This is a genomic window from Pseudomonas sp. FGI182, from assembly GCF_000511325.1.
Lineage (GTDB): Bacteria > Pseudomonadota > Gammaproteobacteria > Pseudomonadales > Pseudomonadaceae > Aquipseudomonas > Aquipseudomonas putida_Z.
In genome coordinates this window covers 1,636,528-1,663,091 of the sequence record NZ_CP007012.1, presented here as the reverse complement: position 1 = coordinate 1,663,091, position 26,564 = coordinate 1,636,528, and the positions used below count along the sequence as shown (strand labels likewise).

Below are 26,564 nucleotides of genomic sequence, written 5' to 3'. Positions count from 1 at the left end.
GGCTGCTTTGCAGCCCTTCGCGGGCTTGCCCGCTCCCACAGTCAGGAGTGCGCTATCCCTGTGGGAGCGGGCAAGCCCGCGAAGGGCCGCAAAGCGGCCCCGGCGATCTCAGAGCTCAGCCGCCAATCTCGATCCTTGGTTGATCGCCCGCTTGGCATCCAGCTCGGCCGCCACATCGGCCCCACCGATCAGGTGCACCGACTGCCCCGCCGCCACCAGCCCGTCCTGCAGCTCGCGCAGCGGCTCCTGCCCGGCACAGATCACCACGTTGTCCACCGCCAGCACCTGCGGCTCGCCATCGGCCACGCGAATGTGCAGGCCGGCATCGTCGATACCCAGGTACTCAACGCTGTTGAGCATCTGCACCCGTTTGTTCTTCAACCCGGTACGGTGAATCCAGCCGGTGGTCTTGCCCAGGCCGTCACCCACCTTGGATTTCTTGCGCTGCAACAGGTACACCTGCCGCGCTGGGGCATGCGGCTCGGCCTTGATCCCGGCCACGCCACCACGTGCCTGCAGATGGGTGTCGATGCCCCACTCCCTCCAGAACGCCTCACGGTCCTGGCTGGTAGCCACGCCCTGGTGCACCAGGTACTCGGAAACGTCGAAACCGATGCCGCCCGCACCAACCACCGCGACAGCCTTGCCCACCGGCTTGCGCTCGAGCAGCACATCCAGGTAGCTGAGCACCTTGGCATGCTCGACACCGGGGATGGCCGGCGTGCGCGGTGCGATGCCGGTGGCCAGGATGATCTCGTCGTAGCCTCCGTCCACCAGGGCCTGCACATCGACCCGGGTGTTCAGGCGCAGGTCTACGCCCGTGCTTTTGACCTTGTTGCGGAAGTAACGCAGGGTTTCATGGAACTCTTCTTTCCCCGGTACCCGCTTGGCCACATTGAACTGCCCGCCGATCTCGCTGGCGCCATCGAACAGGGTCACCGCGTGGCCGCGCTCGGCCGCCACCGTGGCTGCCGCCAGGCCGGCCGGGCCAGCGCCGACCACGGCAATGCGCTTCACGGTGCGCACGGGCAGGTAGTTGAGCTCGGTCTCGTGGCAGGCACGCGGGTTGACCAGGCAACTGGTCAGCTTGCCGCCGAAGGTATGGTCCAGGCAGGCCTGGTTGCAGCCGATGCAGGTGTTGATTTCGTCTCCGCGGCCGGCAGCGGCCTTGTTGACGAAGTCCGGGTCGGCCAGGAACGGCCGTGCCATCGAGACCATGTCGGCATCGCCCTCGGCCAGCACCGCCTCGGCCACTTCCGGAGTATTGATGCGGTTGGTGGTGATCAGCGGAATGTTCACCACGCCACGCAGCTTGGCGGTGACCTTGCTGAAGGCCGCACGCGGCACCTTGGTGGCAATGGTCGGGATACGCGCTTCGTGCCAGCCGATGCCGGTATTGATCAAGGTCGCGCCGGCCTGCTCGATGGCCCTGGCCAGCAGCTCGATTTCGTCCCAGGTGCTGCCGCCCTCGATGAGGTCGAGCATCGACAGGCGGAAGATGATGATGAAGTTCGGCCCGACCGCGCCGCGCACCCGGCTGACGATCTCCACCGCCAGGCGCATGCGGTTTTCATAGCTGCCACCCCAGCGGTCGGTGCGGTGGTTGGTGTGGGCGGCGAGGAACTGGTTGATGAAGTAGCCTTCCGACCCCATGATCTCGACGCCGTCGTAACCGGCGCGCTGGGCCAGCACCGCGCAATTGACGAAGTCGGCGATCTGCTTCTCGATACCCGCCTCGTCCAGCTCCTTGGGTTTGAACGGGTTGATTGGCGCCTGGATCGCGCTGGGCGCCACCTGGCGCGGGCTGTAGGCGTAGCGCCCGGCATGCAGGATCTGCAGGCAGATCTTGCCGCCGGCAGCGTGTACCGCCTCGGTGACGATACGGTGCTTGTCGGCCTCTTCCTCGGTGCTGAGCTTGGCCGCCCCGGAATACACCCCACCCTCATCGTTGGGCGCGATGCCGCCGGTGACCATCAGGCCGACGCCACCGCGGGCGCGCTCGGCAAAGTACGCCGCCATGCGCTCGAAGCCGCCCGGGCGCTCTTCGAGGCCGGTGTGCATCGAGCCCATCAGGGTGCGGTTGCGCAAGGTGGTGAAGCCCAGGTCCAGCGGGGCGAGCAGGTGCGGGTAGCGGTCGGCGGCCATGGAAAGGTCCCCATGTGGCGTGATCACGGAATGCGGATGCCGCACCGGTTGGCGGGCCCCGTCGTTTGTCTGCCTGCGACATTAAACAGCCGTTTGAACGGGCTCAATGATCGAAACTGACAAGTTATTGATCCTCGCGCACAGCACGACTACCCTAGGAAACTCTCGTTTCCAAGGCGCTGTCCTGCTTCATGCGAAAACTCCTGGCAAGCGCCCTGGCGCTGGTGATGATCGCCGCCCTCTGCGGCTACGGTTTCTGGACCCAGCAGCGCCCGGAAGGCCACTACCTGTCCGACCTGCGCATCGAACTGGCGCTGAACCACGGCGTGCCGGGCGAGCACGGCAACCTGCTCGGCGTCGAACCGCTGCTCTACCCGGGCGACTACCAGAACCTGCAACGCCTGCACCGCAAGCTCGCGGCCTACCTGGAGCAGGCACGTAGCCAAGGGCTTGTCGGCCCGCGTACGGTGGTGGTGCTGCCAGAGCACATCGGTACCTGGCTGTGGGCACGCGGCGAAAAGAACGAGCTGTACCAGGTCACGCAAAGCCGCGAAGCCCTGCAATGGCTGGAACTGAGCAACCCGCTGCGCTATGGCCTGGCCATGCTCCGTGCCGACGGGGACGACTGGCGCGCCGACGCGCACCTGCGCATGAAAGCCGAGCAGATGGCTGCGGACTACCAGCAACTGTTCGGCGGCCTGGCCAAGGAGTTCAACGTCACCCTGGTGGCCGGCTCCATCGTGCTGCCCGCCCCCTACGTGAAACAGGGCGTGCTGCATGCCGGTAGCGGCCCGCTGTTCAACAGCAGCGTGGTGTTCGCCGGCGACGGCTCGCTGCTGGGCCAACCGCAACGCCAGCAGTTCCCCGACAGCGAAATGCGCCGCTATGTGCACGATGGCCGCCAGCACCCGCTGCAAGTACTGCAAACCCCTGCCGGGCGCCTGGGCGTGCTGGTGGGCAGTGACAGCTGGTACCCGGAAAACCACCAGCAATTGGCACGACAGGCGGTACAACTGATCGCCAACCCGGTGTTCCTCAGCGGCAAGGGCAGCTGGCAAGCGCCCTGGCGCGGCAATCGCCATCAGGATGCCAGCGCCGGGCTGGCCTTGCAGCGCGGCGAAGTCAGCGAACAGGCGGCCTGGCAGCGCCTGACCGAAGCGGCCGGGGCCGGCGTCAGCAGCATGAGCGTGTTCATGCGTGGGCAGTTCTGGGAACAGGGCAGCGACGGCCAGGGCTTTGCCCACCAGGCGGGTGAATTGCTGGCGGGCACCCCCAGCCCTGGCGCCCGCTTGCTGAACCTGTGGTTGTAAGCCCATGGCCCGCCCCCGCGTGCGCCTGGGCGACCTGTCGGTTGGTTTTGTCCAGCCGCTGACCGAGGCCCTGCGCGAACTGGGCCACGACCCCGAGCCGCTGCTGCGCCGCTATGGCCTGGATGCGGCGCGCTTGGGCGAAGCCGGTGCGCGCTTGTCGATCCCGCGCTACATGCACCTGGGGCACGCCGCCATCGAACTGTGCGGCGAGGCCGCGCTGGGCCTGCACATGGGGCGCCTGAGCCGCCTGGCGCATGCCGGCCTGGCCGGGGTCACCGCTGCCCAGGCACCGAACCTGGGCGAGGCGGCACGCACCCTGTTGCGCTTCGAGCCGCTGTACGCCGCCAACTACCGTGGCCACTCCAGTTTTCAGGAAGATGCCCAAGGTGCCTGGCTACGCTTCTACTCCATCAGCCCCTACAACGCCTACAACCGTTTCGTGGTCGATTCGCTACTCGCCGGCTGGCTCGCCCAGCTTGCCGACCTGGCCGGTACGGCGGTGCAGGCCGAACATATGGACATCGAGTTTGCCGCACCCGCCTATGCCGCGCGCTACCAGCCGCTGTGCAGCGCGCCCGTGCAGTTCGCGGCCGACGGCAACCAGCTGCGCCTGAGCCGCGCCACGCTGCAGCTGGCCAACCCCAGGCACTGCCCGAGCACCTGGCAGCACCTGCTGCAGCTGTGCGAGGCGGAAATGCTGCAGCGTACGCGGGTGCGCAGCCTGGGTGAGCGCATCACCCACCTGCTGGGCCCGTTGCTCAATGGTGGCCGTGAACCGGACCTGGAAGAAGTGGCGCTGCACCTGCAACTGCCGACCTGGACGCTGCGCCGCAAACTGGCCGAGGAAGGCACGCGCTTTCGCGACCTGCTCAGCGAAACACGGCGCGACCTGGCCGAAACCTACATCCGCGATACGGAGCTGGCCTTTGGCGAGATTGCCTATCTGCTGGGGTTTGCGTCGGCCGAGGCCTTCCAGCGCGCCTTCAAGCGCTGGACGGGCCTTACACCGGGGGAGTTTCGCCGCAGCCAGCGGCGGGCGGGCTAGAGCTCGGTAGCGTCGTCAGCCGGTTCCGGGGTGTCCAGTTCATAAGCCTGGAATTCGAGAAGTTCTTCCTGGTATTCGTCCATAGCCCTGCGTCCTCTCATCTCATGATCTTTATCGGTGTCGCCTTCAACCTAAGCAGGTGGAGTGAAGGAATGATGACAAGCTTATGAGTGGTAAACGTAGCAGGTGTTCAGGAAGTTATCACCGGCAAGCCAGCCCACGCAGGCCCTTGTAGGAGCGGCCTTGTGTCGCGAAAGGGCTGCGAAGCAGCCCCGGCAATTTGTGCATCTGCGCTGAAACCCCGGGGCTGCTTCGCAGCCCTTTCGCGACACAAGGCCGCTCCTACAAGGGCTCGCGATAACCGATCAGGTGGGAAGAGGCCGGTACAGGCTGAAAATCAGAGTGCGGGCGCCGCGGCTTCGACAGGCTGGGCTTCCTGCTGCACCTCGATCGGTGCCGCTTCCGCTGGCGGGGCCACCGGCTGCGAGCCTTGGCTGTCATCCACCACCGGCGCGGCTACCGCCTCGCTGGCCGGGGCAACAGGGGCCGAGGCTGGCGCCGCCTCAACCAAAGGCGCCGCCACCGGCGCCGCCGCGGCCTGCTCCGGCAGCCCCAAGGCAGCCGCCGGCGCTTCGACCTTCGGCGCGGGCTCCTCGACCTTGGCCTTGCTCTCCTGTTTAGGCTTGGGCTTTGGCAGGTAGCTCTCCACCAGGGCGAAATAGCGGTCATAGAACTGCGCCGCCGTCACCGTCTCGCTGGCCACCTTGACCATCGAGTCGTCGCTGGAGCCGATCGGCATCGACACCGACCCCAGTACACCAACGCCCAGGCTGGCGGAGGTGTTGGACTTTTTCAGGGCGTAGCGGTCCTGCAGGGCGTTGGCGAACATGGTCGAACGCTGCTCGTCGCTCACATCCGGCGCACAGGTGACGTTGAAGCTGATCTGCAGGTGGTTCTCGCTGTTCTGCTGGAAGCTCTTGTTGCCCACCACCTGGTTGGCGCCGCTGCTGGTGATGATGTAGCCCTGGCTGAGCAAGGCGCGCCGGGCGGCCTCGCAGGAGCCGGCATCGCTCACCGGGAAGCTGCGCGAGAAGGTGCCCGAGTCATCGAAGTTCTCGTGCTCGTAGACGGCGGCTTTTTTCGAGGAACAACCGGTCACGCCCGCCAGCACCAGGGCCAGCCCGAGCGCACCAAAGACGGAAGATCTGGTCATTGCGAATTCCGGGTAAGTCGAGAAGGTGCCTATTGTGCAACACAGCAGGCAGGCACAGGAACCGCTGATCGGTGAAGAGTCTGTCAGGTTCGTGTAAATCTGGGTCAGGGGCGCCAATTGCCAGGCGTAAAAACGAAAAAAGCGACCCGAAGGTCGCTTTATCGTGGCTTCGAGGCGTTCAAGGGGCCTCGAGGCGAAGATGGCGCAGCGGACGGGACTCGAACCCGCGACCCCCGGCGTGACAGGCCGGTATTCTAACCGACTGAACTACCGCTGCGTATCATTCAGGCTTGCGCCCGATTGAAACCTGGGTCTGCCCTTCCGGCGCGATGGCCTCAGGGCAGGCACAAAAAAAGCGATAACGTGATCGCTTCTCTTGTGTTTGCTTCAAGGTGTTCAAGGGACCTTGAAACGAAGATGGCGCAGCGGACGGGACTCGAACCCGCGACCCCCGGCGTGACAGGCCGGTATTCTAACCGACTGAACTACCGCTGCGTATCGTTCAGGCTTTCGCCCGATTGAAACTGGGATCAGCCCAAGGCGTTTGCCTTGTGGCTTCAGACCGGTGCCAGGCACCCATCTGTTACTGAAAAATGGCGCAGCGGACGGGACTCGAACCCGCGACCCCCGGCGTGACAGGCCGGTATTCTAACCGACTGAACTACCGCTGCGCAGTGCGTTCCTCTCTGGCTATCGGCTTCTTGCGAAACTCGAAGCACCAGGAACATCTCAGGAAGTGGTGGGTGATGACGGGATCGAACCGCCGACCCTCTGCTTGTAAGGCAGATGCTCTCCCGGCTGAGCTAATCACCCTCGCGATGTTGCTTGTTGCGTTTGCTTCGCTGAGGCCGCGAAATTTACGCAGGTGGCGAAGCTAAGTCAATAGCCCCATTGAATTTTTTTCAGAAAAGAGCAAAAAGCGGTTTACCTGTCTGCGGCTGTCGATAGCCTGTACTGGCCTCTTCGCGGGCACGCCCGCTCCCACAGGATCTCCACAGATGCTGACATGTGAGAAATACCTGTGGGAGCGGGCGTGCCCGCGAAGAGGCCGGTACAGGATATGCAAAAGGCTCAGGTGTAGATCATCTTGCGGGTCATGCCGCCATCGACCACGAACTCCTGGCCGGTGACGAACGCCGCTTGCCGAGACAACAGCCAGGCAACCATGGCCGCCACGTCCTCCACCGTCCCTACCCTGCCCGTCGGGTGCTGGGCATGGTCCGCTTCAGTCAACGGCTCGGCACGGCGCTGCGACGGGTCACGGGCATCGATCCAGCCCGGGCTCACCGCATTGACGCGGATCTCCGGGCCAAGGCTCATAGCCAGGGCATGGGTCAAGGCCACCAGGCCGCCCTTGCTCGCCGCGTAGGCCTCGGTATCAGGCTCGGACTGCCGCGCTCGGGTGGAGGTGAGATTGACGATCGCCCCGTTGTGCGCACGCAGGTACGGCGCACAATGCTTGGCCAGCAACATCGGGCCGTTGAGGTTGACCGCCAGCACCCGGTTCCACTGCGCCAGGCTCAGGCTTTCGAGGGTCTGGTTGTGCGGATTGGCGATGGCCGCATTGCACACCAGCGCGTCCAGGCGGCCAAACTGCCCCAGCACCTCGGACACCCCGGCGCTGACTTGGGCCTCGTCGGCAACGTCCATGGTAATGAACCAGGCATTGTCACCCAGGGCCTTGGCCGCCTTGGCGCCACGCTGGCGGTCAAGGTCGCTGAGCACCACCTGCCAGCCTTCGCAGATCAACCAGGCGGCAATGCCCAGGCCGATGCCGCGCGCGGCACCGGTCACCAGGGCTACCCGGCCGTTATGGCCGGGCGTACCGCCGCGGATTTCGATCACAGTGCCGCCAACCCACGCGCCAGGTCGGCCTGCAGGTCGGCCACATCTTCCAGGCCCACGGCAACGCGGATCAGGCTGTCGCGGATGCCGGCGGCTTCACGTTCCTGTGGCGTCAGGCGACCGTGGGAGGTGGTGGCCGGGTGGGCGATGGTGGTCTTGCTGTCACCCAGATTGGTGGTGATGGAAATCACCCGGGTAGCGTCGATGAAGCGCCAGGCGCCCTCTTTGCCACCCTTGACCTCGAAGCTGACCACCGCACCGAAGCCACTCATCTGGCGCTTGGCCAGTTCGTGCTGGGGGTGGCTCGGCAGGCCGGCGTAATGCACCTTCTCCACGCCCTCCTGCTGCTCCAGCCACTCGGCCAGTACCTGGGCGCTTTCGCAGTGCGCACGCATGCGCAGGCGCAGGGTTTCCAGGCCCTTGGTGAAGATCCAGGCGTTGAACGGGCTGAGGGTGGGGCCTGCGGTACGCAGGAAGCCCACCACTTCTTTCATCTGCTCGGCACGGCCGGCAACCACGCCACCCATGCAGCGGCCCTGGCCGTCGATGAACTTGGTGGCCGAGTGGAACACGATGTCGGCACCCAGCTTCAGCGGCTGCTGCAGCGCAGGGGTGCTGAAGCAGTTGTCCACCACCAGCATGGCACCATGGGCATGGGCGATTTCGCTGAGGGCGGTGATATCGACCAGCTCGGCCAGCGGGTTGGACGGCGATTCGACGATCAGCAGCTTGGTATTGGCCTTGATGGCCTTTTCCCAGCCGGCGAGGTCGACCAGTGGCACGTAGTCCACCTGCACGCCAAAGCGCTTGAAGTACTTCTCGAACAGGCTGATGGTCGAGCCGAACACGCTCTGCGACACCAGCACATGGTCACCGGCACTGCACAGCGACATCACCACGGCGAGGATCGCCGCCATGCCGGTGGAGGTGCCCACGGCCTGCTCGGCGCCTTCCATGGCCGCCAGGCGCTCCTCGAAGGCACGCACAGACGGGTTGGTGTAGCGCGAATAGACGTTGCCCGGCGTTTCGCCGGCAAAGCGCGCGGCGGCATCGGCAGCCGTGCGGAACACATAGCTGGAGGTCAGGAACAGCGCTTCGCTGTGCTCGGCCTCCGGTGTACGGTTTTGACCGGCGCGCACCGCCAGGGTGTCGAAACCGACACCCTCGAGGTCACTGTCCAGTCGTCCGGCATCCCATTGATCCGTCATGCCGTCGCTCCCGAAATCAGTTGTTGTAGAGGTCGATGATCGCGCTGACCGCCTGATTCTTGACCTTGGCCAGGTCGTTACGAGCCTGCTCGATACGGTCGAGGTAGGCTTCGTCGATATCGCCGGTGACGTACTCACCGTTGAATACCGCGCAATCGAAGTGGTCGATCTTGATCTTGCCGCCACCGACCGAGTCGATCAGGTCCGGCAGGTCCTGGTAGACCAGCCAGTCGGCGCCAATCAACTCGGCCACTTGTTCGGTGGTACGGTTGTGGGCGATCAGTTCGTGAACACTCGGCATGTCGATGCCGTAGACGTTGGGGTAGCGCACCGCAGGGGCTGCGGAGCAGAAGTAGACGTTCTTGGCGCCGGCTTCGCGGGCCATCTGGATGATCTGCTTGCAGGTGGTGCCGCGCACGATCGAGTCGTCCACCAGCATCACGTTCTTGCCGCGGAACTCCAGCTCGATGGCGTTGAGCTTCTGGCGTACCGATTTCTTGCGCGCGGCCTGGCCGGGCATGATGAAGGTACGGCCGATGTAGCGGTTCTTGACGAAACCTTCACGGAACTTGACGCCCAGGCGGTTGGCCAGTTCCAGGGCCGCGGTGCGGCTGGTGTCCGGGATCGGGATGACCACGTCGATGTCGTGCTCGGGGCGCTCGCGCATGATCTTGTCGGCCAGTTTTTCACCCATGCGCAGACGGGCCTTGTACACCGACACGCCATCCATGATCGAGTCCGGGCGGGCCAGGTAGACATGCTCGAAGATGCACGGTTGCAGCTTCGGTGCTTCGGCGCACTGCTTGGTGTACAGCTGGCCTTCTTCGGTGATGTACACCGCTTCGCCCGGCGCCAGGTCGCGGATCAGGGTGAAGCCGAGCACGTCCAGGGCCACGCTTTCCGAGGCGATCATGTATTCCACGCCTTCGTCGGTGTGACGCTGGCCGAACACCACCGGGCGGATGCCGTTGGGGTCACGGAAGCCGACGATGCCGTAGCCGGTGATCATCGCCACCACGGCGTAACCGCCGACGCAGCGGCTGTGCACGTGGGAAACCGCGGCGAACACGTCTTCTTCGGTCGGCTGCAGCTTGCCACGCACCGCCAGCTCATGGGCGAACACGTTCAGCAGTACTTCCGAGTCGGAGTTGGTGTTGACGTGGCGCAGGTCGGACTCGTAGATCTCCTTGGCCAGCTGCTCGACGTTGGTCAGGTTGCCGTTGTGTGCCAGGGTGATGCCGTATGGCGAGTTGACGTAGAACGGCTGGGCCTCGGCCGAGGTCGAGCTGCCCGCAGTCGGGTAGCGCACATGGCCGATGCCGATGTTGCCGACCAGGCGCTGCATGTGGCGCTGCTGGAACACGTCGCGCACCAGGCCATTATCCTTGCGCAGGAACAACCGGCCGTCATGGCTGGTCACGATACCGGCAGCGTCCTGGCCGCGGTGCTGGAGGACCGTAAGCGCGTCATACAGCGCCTGATTGACGTTCGACTTACCGACGATACCGACGATGCCACACATGCGACGCAACCCCTACTTTGACGAAACTTGAGTGAATAGCGCTCAGGGCTTTGCCGGCCCGAGCAACTGTTCCTTGAACGGAAGATCAGCTGGAGTGCCGATCAGCCCACTGGGTGTCCACTGGCCGGTAAAACCCAGGATCAGGTTTTTCGACCAGTCGGCGACCAAGAGAAATTGTGGTATCAGGCGTGATTCCTGCCACCAGGTGTCCTGTTGAACCGGCCCCAGGCTGATCAGCCCGATGGCCACCACCACCAGCAAGGCCCCGCGCGCGGCGCCGAAGGCCATGCCCAGGAAACGATCGGTACCGGACAGCCCGGTCACGCGGATCAGCTCGCCGATGAGGAAGTTGATCATGGCCCCCACCAGCAAGGTGGCGACGAAAAGAATGGCGCAGCCGGCGATGACGCGCATCGACGGCGTCTGGATGTAACTTTCAAGATACACCGAGAGCGAACCACCGAACATCCAGGCAACCGCACCGGCAATGATCCAGATGAGCAAGGACAAGGCTTCCTTGACGAAGCCGCGCTTGAGACTGATCAGTGTGGAGACGGCGATGATCGCGATGATCGCCCAATCAACCAAGGTAAATGCCACGGTGCTGCCTGCAGACGTTTGAGGCGGCGCATTTTAACAGAGCGGCGGGCTGGGAGTAAGCGGAATGTCGGGTGGATTAGCATGCGGACTTCTGTAGGAGCGGCCTTGTGTCGCGATCGGGCCGCACAGCGGCCCCAAGGGTCTCGGACACAGCCAAAATCGCTGGGGCCGCCATGCGGCCCGATCGCGACACAAGGCCGCTCCTACAAGGGCCCGAGTCAGCCAGACTCAGCTGCGCTCAGGCTGGAAGCGCACCACGAAGCCCTTGAGGCTGTTCTGGCGGTTGATGGCGTCACGCACGCGCTCGGCCTCGGCCCGCTCGATCAGCGGCCCCACGTACACCCGGTTCATGCCACCCGCCGAGCGGATATAGGCGTTGTAACCCTGGCTACGCAAGGTTTGCTGCAGCTTTTCGGCCCCGGCACGGTTGGACAGGCTGGCCAACTGGATCGACCAGCTGACCGGCAGGCCATTGACGTCGATCTTCGATGGCGCCGCCGGCGCGGCCGGCTTGGCTGCCGACTGAGGCTCGACCTTGGACACGGGCGCCTGCGGCTTGACGGGCTGAGGCTGAGGCTGAGGCTGAGGCTGCACCTGCGCCTGAGGCTGGGTCTGCGGTGACGGGGTAATCGGCTGGCTGGGCGTGCTCGCCGGCGCGGTGGACTCGTCCACCACCACCGGTGGCTGTTGCGGCTCTTGCGCAATGGCCTGCGGCTCCGGCACGGCGACCGGTTCCACCTTCACTTCCGGCAGGCTTGGCATGGCCGGCGCCTGCGGGGCCTCGACGCGCACCTGACGCATCTCGTCCTCGCGGGTGAACAGCATCGGCAGGAAAATCACCGCCAGCGCCACCAGCACCAACGCACCCACCATGCGCTGTTTCATCCCTTTATCCAGCACTACCATCTACTCCACCCTCCTGGGTGTGCCGCTCCAGCCATTCCAGTGCCTGGGCAACACAGAAAAACGAACCGAACAGCAAGATCTGGTCATCCGCCGTTGCCTGCGCGCACTGCCCTTCAAGGGCAGCATCGACGCTGGCATAAGACTTCACCGCGGCGCCGACGTTCGTCAAGGCCGTGGCCAGCTCCGCAGCTGGCCGGCTGCGCGGGGTATCCAGTGGCGCCACTGCCCAGTCATCGACCAGCCCCTGCAGCGGCGCGACAACACCGTCCAGGTCCTTGTCGGCGAGCAGGCCGAACACCGCCAGGCGGCGCCCCTTCAGCGGCCGGGCCGCCAGGCGCCGGGCCAGGTACTCCGCGGCATGAGGGTTGTGCCCGACGTCCAGCAACAGTTCCACCGGCTTGCCCTGCCAGCTCAGCAGGCGACGGTCGAGGCGACCCGTGATGCGGGTAGCCAGCAGCGCCTGGCGAATCTGCCCGGCGTCCCAGGGCAGGCCCATCAGCAGGTAGGCCTGCAGGGCCAGCGTGGCGTTTTCCATGGGCAGGTCGAGCAAAGGCAGGCCACGCAGCTCTACCTGCGCACCATCAGCCGCAGTACCCCGCCAGCTCCAGCTGCCATCGGCGCTGGCCAGGTCGAAGTCACGACCACGCAGGAACAGCGGCGCAGCCAGTTCGGCGGCCTTGTCCAGCAGCGGCCGAGGCGGATCCAGGTCACCGCACAGTGCCGGCTTGCCCTGACGGAAGATGCCGGCCTTCTCGAACGCCACCAGCTCGCGGGTATCACCCAGGTAATCGACATGGTCGACGCCGATGCTGGTCACCAGGGCCAGGTCGGCATCCACCACGTTCACGGTGTCCAGGCGGCCACCAAGGCCCACTTCCAGTACCACGGCATCCAGCTGCGACTGGTAGAACAACCAGAACGCGGCCAGGGTGCCCATCTCGAAGTAGGTCAGGGAAATATCGCCCCGCGCCGCCTCGACGGCGGCGAAGGCTTCGCACAGGCGCTCATCGCTGGCCTCTTGGCCATCGATCAGCACCCGCTCGTTGTAACGCAACAGGTGCGGCGAGCTGTACACGCCGACCTTGAGCCCCTGGGCACGCAGCAGCGAGGCCACGAAGGCGCAGGTCGAGCCCTTGCCGTTGGTGCCGGTCACCGTCACCACGCGTGGCGCCAGCTTGCCCAGCGCCAGCCGGGCAAGCACCTTCTGCGAACGCTCCAGGCCCATGTCGATGGCCGAGGGGTGCAACTGCTCGAGGTAGGCGAGCCATTCGCCCAGGGATCGTTGTTTCATCACGCGACGGCAGCCGCCTCACGCGCTTGCTCCGGGGTTTCCTGGCCGGTCATCTGCGCCAGCAGGCGGGCCAGACGCGGGCGCAGCTCGCCACGGGAGATGATCAGGTCGATGGCGCCGTGCTCCAGCAGGAACTCGCTGCGCTGGAAGCCTTCCGGCAGCTTCTCGCGCACGGTCTGCTCGATCACGCGCGGGCCGGCGAAGCCGATCAGTGCCTTCGGCTCGCCGACGATCACGTCACCAAGCATGGCCAGGCTGGCGGAAACACCACCGTACACAGGGTCGGTCAGTACCGAGATGAACGGGATGCCTTCTTCGCGCAGGCGCGCCAGCACGGCCGAGGTCTTGGCCATCTGCATCAGCGAGATCAGCGCTTCCTGCATGCGTGCACCGCCCGAAGCGGAGAAGCAGACCATCGGGCAGCGGTGCTCCAGGGCATAGTTGGCCGCGCGCACGAAGCGCTCGCCGACGATGGCACCCATGGAACCACCCATGAACGAGAACTCGAAGGCGCTGACCACGATCGGCATGCCCATCAGGGTGCCGCTCATGGAGATCAGGGCGTCCTTCTCGCCGGTCTGCTTCTGCGCCCCGGTCAGGCGGTCCTTGTACTTCTTGCCATCACGGAACTTCAGGCGGTCGACCGGCTCCAGGTCGGCGCCCAGTTCGGCACGGCCATCGGCGTCGAGGAAGATGTCGATGCGCGCACGTGCGCCGATGCGCATGTGGTGGTTGCATTTGGGGCAGACATCCAGGGTCTTTTCCAGCTCCGGACGATACAGCACGGCCTCGCAGGCCGGGCACTTGTGCCACAGGCCTTCAGGCACCGAGCTCTTCTTCACCTCGGAACGCATGATCGAAGGGATCAGTTTGTCGACTAACCAGTTGCTCATGCTTTCTTTCTCCAGTATTGGCAGGCGTTGGCCGGTGTCGCCGGCCCTGCCCTGCCCTTGAGCTCAAAATCTTTTATGAAACGATGATGGACCGGCCGCCGGGACTTCCAGCGCGCCACCCCACCGCTAATGTGTTGTCTTGCCGCCAAAGGCGCAGGCGGCTGCCCCGCAGGGCTGCGAAAGCTATGGACGATGGCGCGCAGCCAGCCGTCACATCTGCCATCACGCCTGTTTCACCGCACGCATGAATGCCTCGATCTTCGCCGCGTCCTTGATGCCCTTGGCTTGCTCCACGCCGCCACTGACATCCACCGCGTACGGCCGCACCTGGGCGATGGCCTGGCCGACATTGTCGGCAGACAACCCGCCCGCCAGGATGATCGGCTTGCTCAGGCGCGCCGGCACCAGCGACCAGTCGAACGCTTCACCGGTGCCTCCGGGTACGCCTGGCACATAGGTGTCCAGCAGAATGCCGCGGGCACCGGCGTAAAGCTGGCAGGCCGCCTCCAGGTCGTCGCCCGGGCGCACGCGCAGGGCCTTGATCCAGGGGCGGTGGTAGCCTTCGCAGTCCTGCGGGGTTTCATCGCCGTGGAACTGTAGCAGGTCCAGCGGAACCACTTCGAGGATCTCGTTCAGCTCGCAGCGCGAAGCGTTGACGAACAGCCCGACCGTGGTCACGAACGGTGGCAGCTCGGCGATGATCGCCCGCGCCTGGCGCACGTCCACGGCGCGCGGGCTCTTCGCATAGAAGACGAGGCCGATGGCATCGGCGCCCGCTTCGGCAGCGGCCAGTGCGTCTTCGATGCGGGTAATCCCGCAGATCTTGCTGCGAACATTGCTCATGGACAGCGAACCCTGCTTGTTACGGTGAAAGGCCGGATGTTAGCAAATGACTTTTCGCCCGTCAGTCTGCCAATGCCTCGTAGCCGGTCAAAAAGTGTGGGCCTATGTAACGCTTGGGCAGCGCGTATTCCTCGGGGTACTCCACCTGCACCAGGTAGAGCCCGTACGGGTGCGCCGTTACCCCGCCTTCGCGGCGGTTGCGCCCCTCCAGCACCTCACGCGCCCAGGTGACCGGGCGCTCTCCGGCACCAATGGTCATCAGTACACCGGCAATGTTACGCACCATGTGGTGCAGGAAGGCCGTGGCACGCACATCCAGCACGATCATCTGGCCATGGCGGGTGACGCGCAGGTGGTAGATGTGCTTGATCGGCGACTTGGCCTGGCACTGGCTGGCGCGGAAGGCACTGAAGTCATGGGTACCGAGCAGGTACTGCGCGGCTTCGGCCATGCGTTCGACATCCAGCGGGCGGTGGTTCCAGGTGACTTCCTCGGCCAGGTGCGCCGGGCGGATCGGATCGTTGTAGATGACGTAGCGGTAACGCCGGGCGCAGGCCTTGAAGCGGGCATGAAAGTCGGCCGGCATCGGCCGCGACCAGACCACGCTGATGTCATGGGGCAGGTTGAAGTTGGTGCCCATGGTCCAGGCGCGTTCGTCGCGCACGGCGCGGGTGTCGAAGTGCACGATCTGCCCGCAGCCATGCACGCCGGCGTCGGTGCGCCCGGCGCAGATTACCGAGATCGGCTCGTTGGCCACCTTGGACAGGGCCTGCTCCAGGGCCTGCTGGACACTGGGCACGCCACTGGCCTGGCGCTGCCAGCCACGATAGCGCGCGCCTTTGTATTCCACGCCCAGGGCGATGCGGGAGTAGCCTTCGGCCGCGGACTCGGCGGCGGCGGTGTCGATGATGTCCAAGAGCATGAAACCTGTGGGGTGTACGGAATGGCGGGGATTATAACGACAACGGCAGCCGTGTAGGGCTGCCGTTGAACGTGTGTCGCGCTTGAGGGCCTCTTCGCGGGCATGCCCGCTCCTACAGGTTACTCACAAGGTCGAAAATGTGTGGAGATCCTGTGGGAGCGGGCAAGCCCGCGAAGAGGCCGGCCCTGCTTACATCAGACCAGTCGGGAGAGCATGTCCTCGGCTTCCTGGCGCTGGCTGTCGTCGCCATCCTTGACCACTTCATCGAGGATGTCGCGCGCGCCCTGGTTGTCGCCCATGTCGATATAGGCACGAGCCAGGTCAAGCTTGGTGGCCACTTCGTCGCTACCGGAGAAGAAGTCGAAGTCCAGGTCGTCCAGTGGCTCGGGCTCTGGCTGGGCAACCGCGTCCTCGCTGGTGAAATGCGGCTCCAGCGACGGCGATTCGAGGCTCTGCGACAGCTTGTCCAGTTCGGCGTTGACGTCGTTCAGCTCCGAGGCAAAGCTCTTGGCTGCCGGCGAATCGTCTTCCAGCGACAGCGAAAGATCGAAGTCGGACGGCAGGTCGAACTCGGAAAGCGGGTCGAACGCTGGCTCGCTGTCGAAGGCAGCCAACTCGGCGGCGACATCCACCGGGGTTTCGTCCACCGCAGCCGGGGCGGCCGGGGCAACCGGCTCGCTGATGTCGAGGTCGAAGTCGGATAGGTCCACAGCGGGCTGTGTCTCGGCCTGAGCCAGCATGGCCTCGAACTCGGCGTCGGCGTCGGCCTGCAGCTCGGCATCCACGGCAAACGGCTCGTCTTCCGGCTGAGCCGTTTCCAGCATCGGTTCATCCAGTACCGGCTCGTCGACGACAGGTTGCTGGGCCACCGATTCGTCCAGCAGCGGCGTCGCCAGCGGGTCTTGCTCGGGCAAGTCGTCACCCAGGCTCAGGTCGAAGGCACTGTCCAGGTCCTGCTCGTCCAGGCCCGGCGCATCGAGGGTCGGCACTTCATCGAAGGCATCCAGCTCAGCATCCAGATCAACTTCGGGCTCGAGCACTGCCTCAGGTTCCGCCTGGGCAACGGCCTCTGGTTCAACCGCCTCCTCTGGCTCGAACGCCGGCACTTCCTCGGGTGCCACATCGGCAACCACTGGCGTTTCAGGCTGATCCTGCAGCAGCTCCTGCACGTACTGCTCATCCATCTCGGCAGCCAGGGCCGCCGCGCCCAGGCCGGCAGCGGCCAGGCCGAGCATGGCCGGGTAGCGCTCTTTCAGCCCGGCAACAGCTGCACTGTTCGGCTCGCTGGCCGGCAGCTTGCGTTCCTGCTCGACGAACGCGCTCTGGTCACCCTGGCGGGCGTACACATCCATCAGTTTCAGGCGCAGGTCGTCACGCTGCGGCGCGGCGGCCACGGCAGGCTCCAGCAGGTCGGTAGCGCGGTTCAGGCGGCCTTCGGCCACGCATTGCTCGACCTCCGCCAGCAGCGCTGCATGGGGGTCAACTTGTGGTTCAGGTTGCGCTTCGACGGCGGGTGCCGATGTTTTTTCCGCGGCGGTGGCGGCGGCAGCCGAAGCGGCGACCACGGCCGGCGACAGGGTCACGCTCGGGGCCGAGACCTCGACACCATCGAAGCTTGCGCTATCGCTGTCGAAGCCTGCGCCCTGCTCTTCTTCCAGCGCCCGCGCCATGCGCAGGTGCTTTTCAGCCTCCTGCTGGGCCTTGCGCTTGCGCGCCAGCAGCAACAGCAGAAGCAGCAGTACGAGGAAGGCACTACCGGCAATCAGCCCAAGCAGCAGCGGGTTGCCCATGATTTCGTCGACCACGCTGCCAGGCTGACCGGCAGGTGCGGCCTCGGCGGCGGGCACCGGCTTGGGTGCGGTATCGACGGCGGCAGGCGCAGGCTTGGCGACCGGTTGGGCCGGTGCCGCCGCACCCTGGGCTTCAAGGCGGGCCAACTGGTTGTTCTTCAGCTCGATCAGACGCTGCAGCTTGTCCAGCTGGCTCTGCAGGTCGGCCATGCGGCTCTTGAGTTCTTCGTTGTCGCGACGGCTGGTGTCCAGGCTTTCCTGGGCCACCGCCAGCTTGTCGTTGAGGGCCTTGGCCTGGTCGGCACCGGCCTGGTTGCCCGGGCTGACCAGGCGCAGGTTGTCGCCCTGGGCGATACGCGCCGGTGCTGCCTCGGCGGCACCGCGACGGGTGGCGTCCAGCTGGCGGGCACGCGGGCCCAGGCGGCGGCCTTCACGCCAGGCGGCATACTGCTCGGCCACCTCAGCGGTCGCCTCGCCCTGCGCGATATTCTGGATCTGCTGCTGATCGGGCAGGCGCAGCACCTGGCCAACCTTCAGCTGGTTGATGTTGTTGCCGATGAAGGCGTCCGGGTTCAGCGCCTGGATCGCGATCATGGTCTGCTGGATCGAACCACCCTGGGTGTTGCGCGCGGCAATCTGCCACAAGGTGTCGCGGCGTTGGGTGGTGTAGCTGCCGGCAGCGGTCACCGCTGGCGCGACATTGCCTGCCGCCGGCTTTTCGCCCTGGGCCTTGGCCTGGTCGAGCAGCACGCTGTAGTCACGCAGCAGGCGGCCCTGCGGCCACATCACCTGGACCAGGAACTTTACCACCGGTTCAGGCAGCGGCTGGCTGGAGGTAACCCGCAGCACGCTCTTGCCGTTGGGGTTGATCACCGGCGTGAAGGTGAGGTCTTCGAGGTACGTCGGCAGCGCCACCCCGGCCTTGCTGAACTCTTCCGGCGGCGCCAGGCTCGGCGCCACTTCGGCGGCGGTGAGGTCGCGCACGTCGAGCAGCTCGATCTCGGCGTCCAGGGGCTGGTTCTGTGCCGACTTGAGGGTCAGCTCCCCCAGGCCCAGGGCATTCGCCATGCCCGACGACAGCGCCGATGCTGCAGCCATGGCCAGAACCAGTTTGCGAATTCGAAGCATGACCTCTTCCCTTGTATAAAGCGTCCTGAAACCTGCATGCGGAGCAGGACAATAGTGCTCGCCAGTATCTTTTACGGCATGTGTTTAATCAACAATTGCGCCACTTGCACGGCATTGAGCGCGGCGCCTTTGCGCACGTTGTCGGTGGTCAGCCAGAGGTTGAGCTGCTGGTCTTCATCAACACCGTGCCGTACACGACCAACATAGACCACGTCCTGGCCCACTGCGTCGCCTACCGGGGTCGGATAATCATCGCGCTCCACCAGTTCGACGCTGTCGGCCGCCTCGAGGGCCTGATTGACCGCGTCCAGGTCTACCGGGCGACGGCTCTGCACCGCCACACTGAAGCTATCGCCGAAAAACACCGGGACTTGAACGCAGCTCACGGAAATCTTCAGTTCCGGCAGGCCCAGCAGCACGCGCAGCTCGCTGACCAGGCGGCGCTCCAGGTCCGTGTGACCTTGCTCATCGGCGGCTCCGACCTGGGCCAGCATGTTGAACGCCACCTGGCGATCGAAGAAGCGCGGCTCCAGGGGGCGGGCATTGAGCAGCTCGGCGGTTTGCCGGGCGAGTTCGTTGACCGCTTCACGGCCTTGTGCGGACACTGCCAGCGCGGCCATTACCTGCACCCGCTCGATATCCAGCAGGCCTTTGAGCGGTGCCAGTGCAACGGCCAGGGCAACTGCGGCCGAGCACGGGCTGACGATGCGGGCGGGCAATGCCAGGCTGGCCAGGCGTTCGGCGTTGGCTTCTGGCACCAGGGCGAGGGCGTCGTCCAGGCCAGCGGACAAGTCGATGACCGTGCAGCCTGCCTGCAGCGCCTTGCTGGCAAAGCTGCGGCTGACGGCGGCGCCTGCGGCGAAGAAGGCCAGCTTGACCTGGGCGAAGTCGAAGCTGTCCACTTCACGCACCTTCAGCTTCTTGCCGGCGAACATCACGCTGCTGCCCGCCGATTCCATGCTGGCCAGCAGATGCAGGGTGGCGACCGGGAAATCCAGCTCTTCGAGGATCTGCACCAGGGCTTCACCGACGCTGCCGGTGGCGCCGACGACGGCGATGTCCAAAGGGTGTGTCATGGAAGGGATCCTTTTGCTGAAAACGGCGGGGGGCGGCACTTTACTTGGATTGTAGAGTTTTGTCTGTGCTGGCCTTACCTTCGCCGGGCAAAGTTCTACAGTAGATTGCGCGATGGCTGACGGAGGCTTGTCGCAGCATTTGCAGCGCCTGTGAGATCGAGCGCCGCCCGCGCGGCGCTTCGCGGGACAAGCCCGCTCCCACATCTGTTTCGGGCCAGTCTTTCCTGTCCCAGGTGGGTTGCAACTTTTGTGCATGGCTGGAGGTTGATGAAGTGCAGCGTGGCAACCTTCAATATCGAAGGGAACAGACAAGGCGGACAGAGGTGCCCTCACAGGAGTGATTGGCCCGAAACAGATGTGGGAGCGGGCTTGTCCCGCGAAGCGCCGCGCGGGCGGCGCTCGATCTCACAGGCGCTGAAAACGCCGTGGCAAGCACCTTGCAGCCAAAACGCGTCTCCAGACCCAAAAAAACCCGCGCTGTCACCAGCGCGGGTTTTCGGTCAGACCGGAACGATCAACGCTCCAGCAGAATCCGCAGCATGCGACGCAGCGGCTCGGCCGCGCCCCACAGCAGCTGGTCACCTACGGTGAACGCGCCCAGGTACTGGGAGCCCATGTTCAGCTTGCGCAGGCGGCCAACCGGGATGTTCAGGGTGCCGGTAACCTTGGTCGGGCTCAGCTCCTGCATGCTGATTTCACGCTGGTTAGGCACCAGCTTCACCCAAGGGTTGTGCTGGCTGATCATGCCTTCGATGTCGGCCAGCGGCACGTCCTTGTTCAGCTTGATGGTCAGCGCCTGGCTGTGGCAACGCATGGCGCCGATGCGCACGCAGATGCCGTCGACCGGGATCGGGCTCTTGAAGCGGCCGAGGATCTTGTTGGTCTCGGCCTGGGCCTTCCACTCTTCACGGCTCTGGCCGTTCGGCAGCTCCTTGTCGATCCATGGGATCAGGCTGCCAGCCAGCGGCACGCCGAAGTTCTCGGTCGGGAAGGCTTCGCTGCGCATGGTCTCGGCCACCTTGCGGTCGATGTCGAGGATGGCGCTGGCCGGGTTGGCCAGGTCATCGGCAACGGCAGCATGGGTAGCACCCATCTGCTTGATCAGCTCGCGCATGTTCTGCGCGCCGGCACCCGAGGCCGCCTGGTAGGTCATGGCGCTCATCCACTCGACCAGGCCGGCCTCGAACAGGCCACCCAGGCCCATCAGCATCAGGCTGACGGTGCAGTTGCCGCCGATGTAGTTCTTGGTGCCCGCGTCCAGCTGCTGGTCGATGACCTTGCGGTTGACCGGGTCGAGGATGATCACCGCGTCATCCTGCATGCGCAGGGACGAGGCGGCGTCGATCCAGTACCCCTGCCAGCCGGCTTCACGCAGCTTGGGGAAGACCTCGTTGGTGTAGTCGCCGCCCTGGCAGGTCAGGATCACGTCGAGGGTCTTGAGTTCTTCAATCGAATAAGCGTCCTTGAGCGGAGCTGTATCCTTGCCCACGTTCGGGCCCTGGCCGCCAACATTGGAGGTGGTGAAGAACACCGGCTCGATGAGGTCGAAATCCTGCTCCTCCAGCATCCGCTGCATGAGCACGGAACCGACCATACCGCGCCAACCGATCAGACCTACACGTTTCATCGCAACTACACCTTTGCTAAAAGTGGGCCGCCACCGGGAATTTTGGGTGGCGGGCCAGAGAGATTACAGATTCCGCAGCGCTGCGACTACTGCGTCGCCCATTTCCTGCGTACCAACTTTGCGGCAGCCTTCCGAGAAGATGTCGCCGGTGCGCAGGCCCTGGTCCAGGACCAGGCTCACGGCCTTCTCGATCGCCTCGGCGGCAGCCGACTGATTGAAGCTGTAACGCAGCATCATCGACACCGACAGGATGGTCGCCAGCGGGTTGGCGATGCCAAGGCCTGCGATGTCCGGCGCCGAGCCGTGGCACGGCTCGTACATGCCCTTGTTGTCGGCATCCAGCGACGCCGAAGGCAGCATGCCGATGGAACCGGTCAGCATGGAAGCCTCATCCGACAGAATGTCACCGAACATGTTGTCGGTCACCATCACATCGAACTGCTTGGGCGCGCGCACCAGCTGCATGGCGGCGTTGTCGACGTACATGTGGCTCAGTTCCACATCCGGGTAGTCCTTGGCCACGTCCTCGACAACTTCACGCCACAGCTGACTGGAAGCCAAGACGTTGGCCTTGTCCACCGAGCACAGCTTCTTGCCACGCACGCGGGCCATGTCGAAGCCGACACGGGCGATGCGGCGCACTTCGCTTTCGCTGTACGGCAGGGTGTCGTAGGCCTGGCGCTCGCCGTTTTCCAGCTCGCGCTGGCCACGCGGGGCACCGAAGTAGATACCGCCGGTCAGCTCACGGACGATGAGGATGTCCAGGCCGGAAACGATCTCTGGCTTGAGCGACGAGGCGTCGGCCAGTTGCGGGTAGAGGATGGCCGGGCGCAGGTTGGCGAACAGGCCCAGTTGCGAACGGATTTTCAGCAGGCCGCGCTCGGGGCGGATGTCACGCTCGATCTTGTCCCACTTCGGCCCGCCCACGGCGCCCAGCAGCACGGCATCGGCCTTGCGCGCACGCTCCAGGGTCTCGTCGGCCAGCGGCACGCCGTGCTTGTCGATGGCGGCACCACCGATCACATCGTGCTCCAGGCTGAAGCCGAGCTGGAACTTGTCGTTGGCCAGCTCCAGCACCTTGACCGCCTCGGCCATGATTTCCGGGCCGATACCGTCACCTGGGAGAATCAGAATCTGCTTGCTCATGCTTTCCTCTATCCAATCACGCGGTGCGGCCAAGCGGGCCCCACCGAAAAGTTCTTAACGCTCGGCCCACAACACCAGTACATCGGTGCTGAACGAACCATCGGCCTCGATCTGGTAATACTGCCGTACTTCTTCACCCATGGCTTGCTGCAATTGGCGAATTGCCACGCGCATTGGCTCGGGGGTGCGCATGCGCTCGACCCAGCTGGAAAACTCCAGGCGCAGCGGCTGGCGGGTGTGGCTGCGTACATGCAGGCCAGCCTCGCTGACCTGGCGCTGCCATTCGGCGGCGGAATAATCGCGCACGTGGCTGGTGTCGCGCAGTACTTCGACCGTTTGCAGGTAGGTGTCGAGCAGCGGGCTGCCCGGCGACATCACGTCGATGAACGCTGCCATGCCACTCGGCTTGAGCACCCGGCGCACTTCGCGCAGGGCCAGGCCCAGGTCGCTCCAGTGGTGGGCCGAGTAGCGGCTGAAGACGAAGTCGAACGAAGCGTCGGCGAACGGCAGGCGTTCGGCGGCACCGCGCTCGGTGGTGATATTGGCCAGGCCGCGCTCGGCGGCGGCGCTGGCGACCACGTCGAGCATGGCCTGCGAGAGGTCGTAGGCGACCACTTCGGCGACCAACGGGGCGACGTGGAAGCTGACATGACCGGCGCCGCAGCCCAGGTCCAGCACACGGGCATGGCCCTGCCCCGCCAGCGCGGCCTGCAGCAGGGCGAATTCACTGCCCTGGGCGTGCACGGTGCTGCTGAGGTAGGCGCTGGCCTGTTCGCCGAACTGGCGTTGGACCACATCGGTGTGCTGGGTGCTGGTCATGTCTCGATCCTTTTGGTTTCTTGCTGCCTGTACCGGCCCTTTCGCGGGCATGCCCGCTCCCACAGGTACAACGCTGCTCTCAGGGTTGGTGATATCCCTGTGGGAGCGGGCGCGCCCGCGAAGAGGCCGGTACTGTCACCTGCAAACTTCAGGCATCCCGGAACAGCCAAGGCTGCCCGGCGCGGTGCTTGCCTTCGAAGGCCTTGATCGCATCGCTGTCCTGCAGGGTCAGGCCGATGTCGTCCAGGCCGTTGAGCAGGCAGTGCTTGCGGAACGCATCGATCTCGAAGTGCAACACCTTGCCATCCGGACGGGTCACCGCCTGCGCCTGCAGGTCGATGGTCAGCTGATAGCCCGGAATGGCTTCGACCTGCTTGAACAGCTCGTCGACTTCCTCGTCGCTGAGGATGATCGGCAGCAAGCCGTTCTTGAAGCTGTTGTTGAAGAAGATGTCGGCAAAGCTCGGCGCGATCACGCTGCGGAAGCCGTACTCGTCCAGCGCCCATGGGGCGTGCTCACGGCTGGAGCCGCAACCGAAGTTCTCCCGCGCCAGCAACACGCTGGCACCCTGGTAGCGTTCGTGGTTGAGCACGAACTCCTTGTTCAACGGGCGCTTGCTGTTGTCCTGGTATGGCTGGCCCACATCCAGGTAACGCCACTCGTCGAACAGGTTGGGGCCGAAGCCGGTGCGCTTGATCGACTTCAAAAACTGCTTGGGGATGATCTGGTCGGTGTCGACGTTGGCACGGTCCAACGGCGCGACGAGGCCAGTGTGCTGGGTAAAGGCTTTCATGCTGCGCTCCCTTGGATCAACTCGCGGACATCGATGAAGTGGCCGGTCACCGCGGCGGCGGCGGCCATGGCCGGGCTGACCAGGTGGGTACGGCCACCGGCACCCTGACGGCCTTCGAAGTTGCGGTTGGAGGTGGACGCGCAGTGCTCGCCGCTCTCCAGGCGGTCCGGGTTCATCGCCAGGCACATCGAGCAGCCTGGTTCACGCCATTCGAAACCGGCTTCGAGGAAGATCTTGTCCAGGCCTTCACGCTCGGCCTGGGCCTTGACCAGGCCCGAGCCCGGTACCACCAGCGCCTGCTTGACGTTGGCAGCGACCTTGCGGCCCTTGGCGATTTCGGCAGCGGCGCGCAGGTCTTCGATGCGCGAGTTGGTGCACGAACCGATGAATACGCGGTCGAGCTTGATATCGGTGATCGCCTGGTTGGCGGCGAGGCCCATGTACTTGAGGGCGCGCTCGATCGAACCACGCTTGATCAGGTCAGGCTCGGCAGCCGGGTCCGGCACGCGCTGGTCGACGGCGAGTACCATCTCCGGCGAGGTGCCCCAGCTGACCTGCGGCTTGATTTGCGCAGCGTCGAGCTCGACCACGGTGTCGAACACCGCATCAGCGTCGGAAACCAGACCTTTCCAGGCTTCGACCGCCTGCTTCCACTGCTCGCCCTTCGGCGCGTACGGGCGGCCTTCGACATAGGCAACGGTGGTGTCGTCCACCGCCACGAGGCCTACGCGGGCACCGGCTTCGATGGACATGTTGCAGATGGTCATGCGGCCTTCCATCGACAATTCGCGGATGGCGCTGCCAGCAAATTCCATGGCGTGGCCGTTACCACCGGCAGTACCGATCTTGCCGATCACGGCCAGGACGATGTCCTTGGCGGTAACGCCGGCAGGCAACTGGCCTTCCACGCGCACCAGCATGTTCTTCATCTTCTTGGCGACCAGGCACTGGGTAGCGAGCACGTGCTCTACTTCGGAGGTGCCGATGCCGTGGGCCAGGGCACCGAAGGCGCCGTGGGTGGAAGTGTGCGAGTCACCGCAGACCACGGTCATGCCAGGCAAGGTGGCACCCTGCTCCGGGCTGATGACGTGGACGATGCCCTGACGCTCGTCATTCATCTTGAATTCGACGATGCCGTATTCGTCACAGTTCTCGTCGAGGGTCTGCACCTGCAGGCGCGACACCTGGTCGACGATGGCCTCGATACCGCCCTTGCGCTCTGGCGTGGTCGGCACGTTGTGGTCCGGCGTGGCGATGTTGGTGTCGATGCGCCAAGGTTTGCGGTTGGCCAGGCGCAGGCCTTCGAAGGCCTGGGGCGACGTCACTTCGTGGATGATGTGACGGTCGATGTAGATCAAGGACGAGCCGTCATCACGGCGCTTGACCTCATGGGCTTCCCAGAGTTTGTCGTAGAGCGTTTTGCCAGCCATCAGACTGTTCCTCATCAGCGTCTTTCTATGCCAAAGACCCCTTGGCTTGTGCGGTCGATGCTAGGGGGTTAAATTGAATAACTCAAATTCATAATTTTTATGCTTTGGATAACCAACAGGAATACAAACCCATGGATCTGGCGAACCTTAGTGCCTTCATCGCGATTGCCGAAACCGGTAGCTTTTCCGGGGCGGCCGACCGCCTGTTCCTGACCCAACCGGCCGTCAGCAAGCGCATCGCCGGGCTGGAACAGCAACTGGATGTGCGCCTGTTCGACCGGCTGGGCCGCGAGGTGACCCTGACCGAGGCCGGACGCGCCTTGCTGCCCCGCGCCTACCAGATCCTCAACGTCCTCGATGATACCCGGCGCGCACTGACCAATTTGACCGGGGAAGTGAGTGGTCGGCTGACCCTTGCCACCAGCCACCATATCGGCTTGCACCGCCTTCCCCCGCTATTGCGGGCTTTCACTCGGGAATACCCGGCAGTGGCGCTGGATATTCAGTTCATGGATTCGGAACAGGCCTACGACGAAATCCTCCATGGCCGCGCCGAGATTGCCGTTATCACCCTGGCGCCCGAGCCGCACCACCTGGTCAAGGCCGTGCCGGTGTGGGACGACGCCCTGGACTTCGTCGCCGCCCCCGAGCACCCGCTGGCCAACAACCATACGGTCAGCCTGGCCGACGTCGCCCGCCACCCGGCCGTGTTCCCCGGCGGCAACACCTTTACCCACCATATTGTCCAGCGCCTGTTCGAAAGCCAGGGCCTGACGCCGAACATCGCCATGAGCACCAACTATCTGGAAACCATCAAGATGATGGTGTCGATCGGCCTGGCCTGGAGCGTGCTGCCGCGCACCATGCTCGACGAACAGGTTGCACCCATCGCCTTGCCGGGCATACAGCTGTCGCGCCAGCTAGGCTACATTTTGCACACGGAGCGTACGCTATCGAACGCGGCCAGGGCATTCATGGCCCTGCTCGACAGCCACGCAGGGCCCGCCTGACC

21 protein-coding genes and 4 tRNA genes are annotated in these 26,564 nt (G+C 64.8%); 3 read left to right on the top strand and 22 right to left on the bottom strand.

The window, feature by feature from the left end; all coding sequences use genetic code 11:
• Window positions 1–108 precede the first annotated feature (108 nt).
• Window positions 109–2,145: an NADPH-dependent 2,4-dienoyl-CoA reductase gene (locus C163_RS07510; protein ID WP_025338251.1), complete on the bottom strand. Its 2,037-nt coding sequence runs from the start codon at window positions 2,143–2,145 to the stop codon at window positions 109–111.
• Between the two features lie 191 nt (window positions 2,146–2,336).
• On the opposite strand from C163_RS07510, the gene C163_RS07505 reads away from it, so the two are divergent.
• Entirely contained in the window at window positions 2,337–3,455 is a 1,119-nt protein-coding gene (locus tag C163_RS07505; RefSeq protein WP_025338250.1) for a nitrilase-related carbon-nitrogen hydrolase, read from the top strand.
• A 4-nt stretch (window positions 3,456–3,459) separates the two neighbouring features.
• Window positions 3,460–4,500, top strand: coding sequence for an AraC family transcriptional regulator (locus C163_RS07500; protein ID WP_025338249.1), 1,041 nt, complete (start codon window positions 3,460–3,462; stop codon window positions 4,498–4,500).
• A 397-nt stretch (window positions 4,501–4,897) separates the two neighbouring features.
• On the opposite strand, the gene C163_RS07495 is transcribed toward C163_RS07500, so the two are convergent.
• The 21 genes from C163_RS07495 to leuC all read right to left on the bottom strand — a co-directional run bounded on the left by C163_RS07495 (window position 4,898) and on the right by leuC (window position 25,552).
• The gene (locus tag C163_RS07495; protein WP_025338248.1) at window positions 4,898–5,713 is read right to left on the bottom strand and encodes a DUF2242 domain-containing protein; all 816 of its coding nucleotides are present in this window, start codon (window positions 5,711–5,713) and stop codon (window positions 4,898–4,900) included.
• Window positions 5,714–5,913: 200 nt separating this feature from the next.
• Window positions 5,914–5,990, bottom strand: a tRNA-Asp gene (locus C163_RS07490).
• 141 nt (window positions 5,991–6,131) lie between these two features.
• Window positions 6,132–6,208 (bottom strand) — tRNA-Asp (locus tag C163_RS07485).
• A 99-nt stretch (window positions 6,209–6,307) separates the two neighbouring features.
• A tRNA-Asp gene (locus C163_RS07480) sits at window positions 6,308–6,384 on the bottom strand.
• Window positions 6,385–6,450: 66 nt separating this feature from the next.
• A tRNA-Val gene (locus tag C163_RS07475) sits at window positions 6,451–6,526 on the bottom strand.
• A 258-nt stretch (window positions 6,527–6,784) separates the two neighbouring features.
• Complete coding sequence (locus tag C163_RS07470) at window positions 6,785–7,558, bottom strand: SDR family oxidoreductase (protein ID WP_013971614.1); 774 nt, start codon at window positions 7,556–7,558, stop codon at window positions 6,785–6,787.
• A complete protein-coding gene (locus C163_RS07465; protein ID WP_025338247.1) occupies window positions 7,555–8,766 on the bottom strand; it encodes an O-succinylhomoserine sulfhydrylase in 1,212 nt (403 codons plus the stop codon). The genes C163_RS07470 and C163_RS07465 overlap by 4 nt, the downstream gene beginning before the upstream one ends.
• A 16-nt stretch (window positions 8,767–8,782) precedes the next feature.
• Entirely contained in the window at window positions 8,783–10,288 is a 1,506-nt protein-coding gene (gene purF, locus C163_RS07460) for an amidophosphoribosyltransferase (protein ID WP_025338246.1), read from the bottom strand.
• A 42-nt stretch (window positions 10,289–10,330) separates the two neighbouring features.
• A complete protein-coding gene (locus C163_RS07455; RefSeq protein ID WP_013971612.1) occupies window positions 10,331–10,888 on the bottom strand; it encodes a CvpA family protein in 558 nt (185 codons plus the stop codon).
• Between the two features lie 228 nt (window positions 10,889–11,116).
• Window positions 11,117–11,794, bottom strand: a complete 678-nt coding sequence (locus tag C163_RS07450) for an SPOR domain-containing protein (RefSeq protein WP_025338245.1) — start codon at window positions 11,792–11,794, stop codon at window positions 11,117–11,119.
• Window positions 11,778–13,085, bottom strand: a complete 1,308-nt coding sequence (gene folC / locus C163_RS07445; RefSeq protein WP_025338244.1) for a bifunctional tetrahydrofolate synthase/dihydrofolate synthase — start codon at window positions 13,083–13,085, stop codon at window positions 11,778–11,780. Before folC ends, C163_RS07450 begins: the two co-directional genes overlap by 17 nt.
• Window positions 13,085–13,978 (bottom strand): acetyl-CoA carboxylase, carboxyltransferase subunit beta, encoded by an 894-nt coding sequence (gene accD, locus C163_RS07440; RefSeq protein WP_025338243.1) that lies wholly within the window; start codon window positions 13,976–13,978, stop codon window positions 13,085–13,087. Before accD ends, folC begins: the two co-directional genes overlap by 1 nt.
• 222 nt (window positions 13,979–14,200) lie before the next feature.
• Window positions 14,201–14,821 (bottom strand): phosphoribosylanthranilate isomerase, encoded by a 621-nt coding sequence (locus C163_RS07435; RefSeq protein WP_025338242.1) that lies wholly within the window; start codon window positions 14,819–14,821, stop codon window positions 14,201–14,203.
• A 61-nt stretch (window positions 14,822–14,882) separates the two neighbouring features.
• Complete coding sequence (gene truA / locus C163_RS07430) at window positions 14,883–15,743, bottom strand: tRNA pseudouridine(38-40) synthase TruA (protein WP_025338241.1); 861 nt, start codon at window positions 15,741–15,743, stop codon at window positions 14,883–14,885.
• 194 nt (window positions 15,744–15,937) lie between these two features.
• The gene (locus C163_RS07425) at window positions 15,938–18,661 is read right to left on the bottom strand and encodes a FimV/HubP family polar landmark protein (RefSeq protein WP_025338240.1); all 2,724 of its coding nucleotides are present in this window, start codon (window positions 18,659–18,661) and stop codon (window positions 15,938–15,940) included.
• Between the two features lie 71 nt (window positions 18,662–18,732).
• Window positions 18,733–19,737, bottom strand: coding sequence for an aspartate-semialdehyde dehydrogenase (locus C163_RS07420; RefSeq protein WP_025338239.1), 1,005 nt, complete (start codon window positions 19,735–19,737; stop codon window positions 18,733–18,735).
• Between the two features lie 514 nt (window positions 19,738–20,251).
• Window positions 20,252–21,364, bottom strand: coding sequence for an aspartate-semialdehyde dehydrogenase (gene asd / locus C163_RS07415; protein ID WP_003260268.1), 1,113 nt, complete (start codon window positions 21,362–21,364; stop codon window positions 20,252–20,254).
• Window positions 21,365–21,427: 63 nt separating this feature from the next.
• Window positions 21,428–22,510 (bottom strand): 3-isopropylmalate dehydrogenase, encoded by a 1,083-nt coding sequence (leuB, locus tag C163_RS07410; RefSeq protein ID WP_025338238.1) that lies wholly within the window; start codon window positions 22,508–22,510, stop codon window positions 21,428–21,430.
• A gap of 54 nt (window positions 22,511–22,564) precedes the next feature.
• Window positions 22,565–23,329: a class I SAM-dependent methyltransferase gene (locus tag C163_RS07405; protein ID WP_025338237.1), complete on the bottom strand. Its 765-nt coding sequence runs from the start codon at window positions 23,327–23,329 to the stop codon at window positions 22,565–22,567.
• Between the two features lie 148 nt (window positions 23,330–23,477).
• Window positions 23,478–24,122, bottom strand: a complete 645-nt coding sequence (gene leuD / locus C163_RS07400) for a 3-isopropylmalate dehydratase small subunit (RefSeq protein WP_015269431.1) — start codon at window positions 24,120–24,122, stop codon at window positions 23,478–23,480.
• Window positions 24,119–25,552 (bottom strand): 3-isopropylmalate dehydratase large subunit, encoded by a 1,434-nt coding sequence (gene leuC, locus C163_RS07395; protein ID WP_025338236.1) that lies wholly within the window; start codon window positions 25,550–25,552, stop codon window positions 24,119–24,121. The genes leuD and leuC overlap by 4 nt, the downstream gene beginning before the upstream one ends.
• Before the next feature lie 131 nt (window positions 25,553–25,683).
• On the opposite strand from leuC, the gene C163_RS07390 reads away from it, so the two are divergent.
• Entirely contained in the window at window positions 25,684–26,562 is an 879-nt protein-coding gene (locus C163_RS07390) for a LysR family transcriptional regulator (protein WP_025338235.1), read from the top strand.
• Window positions 26,563–26,564: the final 2 nt, after the last annotated feature.

Coding starts and splice junctions, on each gene's coding strand:
- C163_RS07510 (WP_025338251.1), bottom strand. CDS start 2,145: ATGGCCGCCGACCGCTACCCGCACCTGCTCGCCCCGCTGGACCTGGGC.
- C163_RS07505 (WP_025338250.1), top strand. CDS start 2,337: ATGCGAAAACTCCTGGCAAGCGCCCTGGCGCTGGTGATGATCGCCGCC.
- C163_RS07500 (WP_025338249.1), top strand. CDS start 3,460: ATGGCCCGCCCCCGCGTGCGCCTGGGCGACCTGTCGGTTGGTTTTGTC.
- C163_RS07495 (WP_025338248.1), bottom strand. CDS start 5,713: ATGACCAGATCTTCCGTCTTTGGTGCGCTCGGGCTGGCCCTGGTGCTG.
- C163_RS07465 (WP_025338247.1), bottom strand. CDS start 8,766: ATGACGGATCAATGGGATGCCGGACGACTGGACAGTGACCTCGAGGGT.
- purF (WP_025338246.1), bottom strand. CDS start 10,288: ATGTGTGGCATCGTCGGTATCGTCGGTAAGTCGAACGTCAATCAGGCG.
- C163_RS07450 (WP_025338245.1), bottom strand. CDS start 11,794: ATGGTAGTGCTGGATAAAGGGATGAAACAGCGCATGGTGGGTGCGTTG.
- folC (WP_025338244.1), bottom strand. CDS start 13,085: ATGAAACAACGATCCCTGGGCGAATGGCTCGCCTACCTCGAGCAGTTG.
- accD (WP_025338243.1), bottom strand. CDS start 13,978: ATGAGCAACTGGTTAGTCGACAAACTGATCCCTTCGATCATGCGTTCC.
- C163_RS07435 (WP_025338242.1), bottom strand. CDS start 14,821: ATGAGCAATGTTCGCAGCAAGATCTGCGGGATTACCCGCATCGAAGAC.
- truA (WP_025338241.1), bottom strand. CDS start 15,743: ATGCTCTTGGACATCATCGACACCGCCGCCGCCGAGTCCGCGGCCGAA.
- C163_RS07425 (WP_025338240.1), bottom strand. CDS start 18,661: ATGCTTCGAATTCGCAAACTGGTTCTGGCCATGGCTGCAGCATCGGCG.
- C163_RS07420 (WP_025338239.1), bottom strand. CDS start 19,737: ATGACACACCCTTTGGACATCGCCGTCGTCGGCGCCACCGGCAGCGTC.
- asd (WP_003260268.1), bottom strand. CDS start 21,364: ATGAAACGTGTAGGTCTGATCGGTTGGCGCGGTATGGTCGGTTCCGTG.
- leuB (WP_025338238.1), bottom strand. CDS start 22,510: ATGAGCAAGCAGATTCTGATTCTCCCAGGTGACGGTATCGGCCCGGAA.
- C163_RS07405 (WP_025338237.1), bottom strand. CDS start 23,329: ATGACCAGCACCCAGCACACCGATGTGGTCCAACGCCAGTTCGGCGAA.
- leuD (WP_015269431.1), bottom strand. CDS start 24,122: ATGAAAGCCTTTACCCAGCACACTGGCCTCGTCGCGCCGTTGGACCGT.
- leuC (WP_025338236.1), bottom strand. CDS start 25,552: ATGGCTGGCAAAACGCTCTACGACAAACTCTGGGAAGCCCATGAGGTC.
- C163_RS07390 (WP_025338235.1), top strand. CDS start 25,684: ATGGATCTGGCGAACCTTAGTGCCTTCATCGCGATTGCCGAAACCGGT.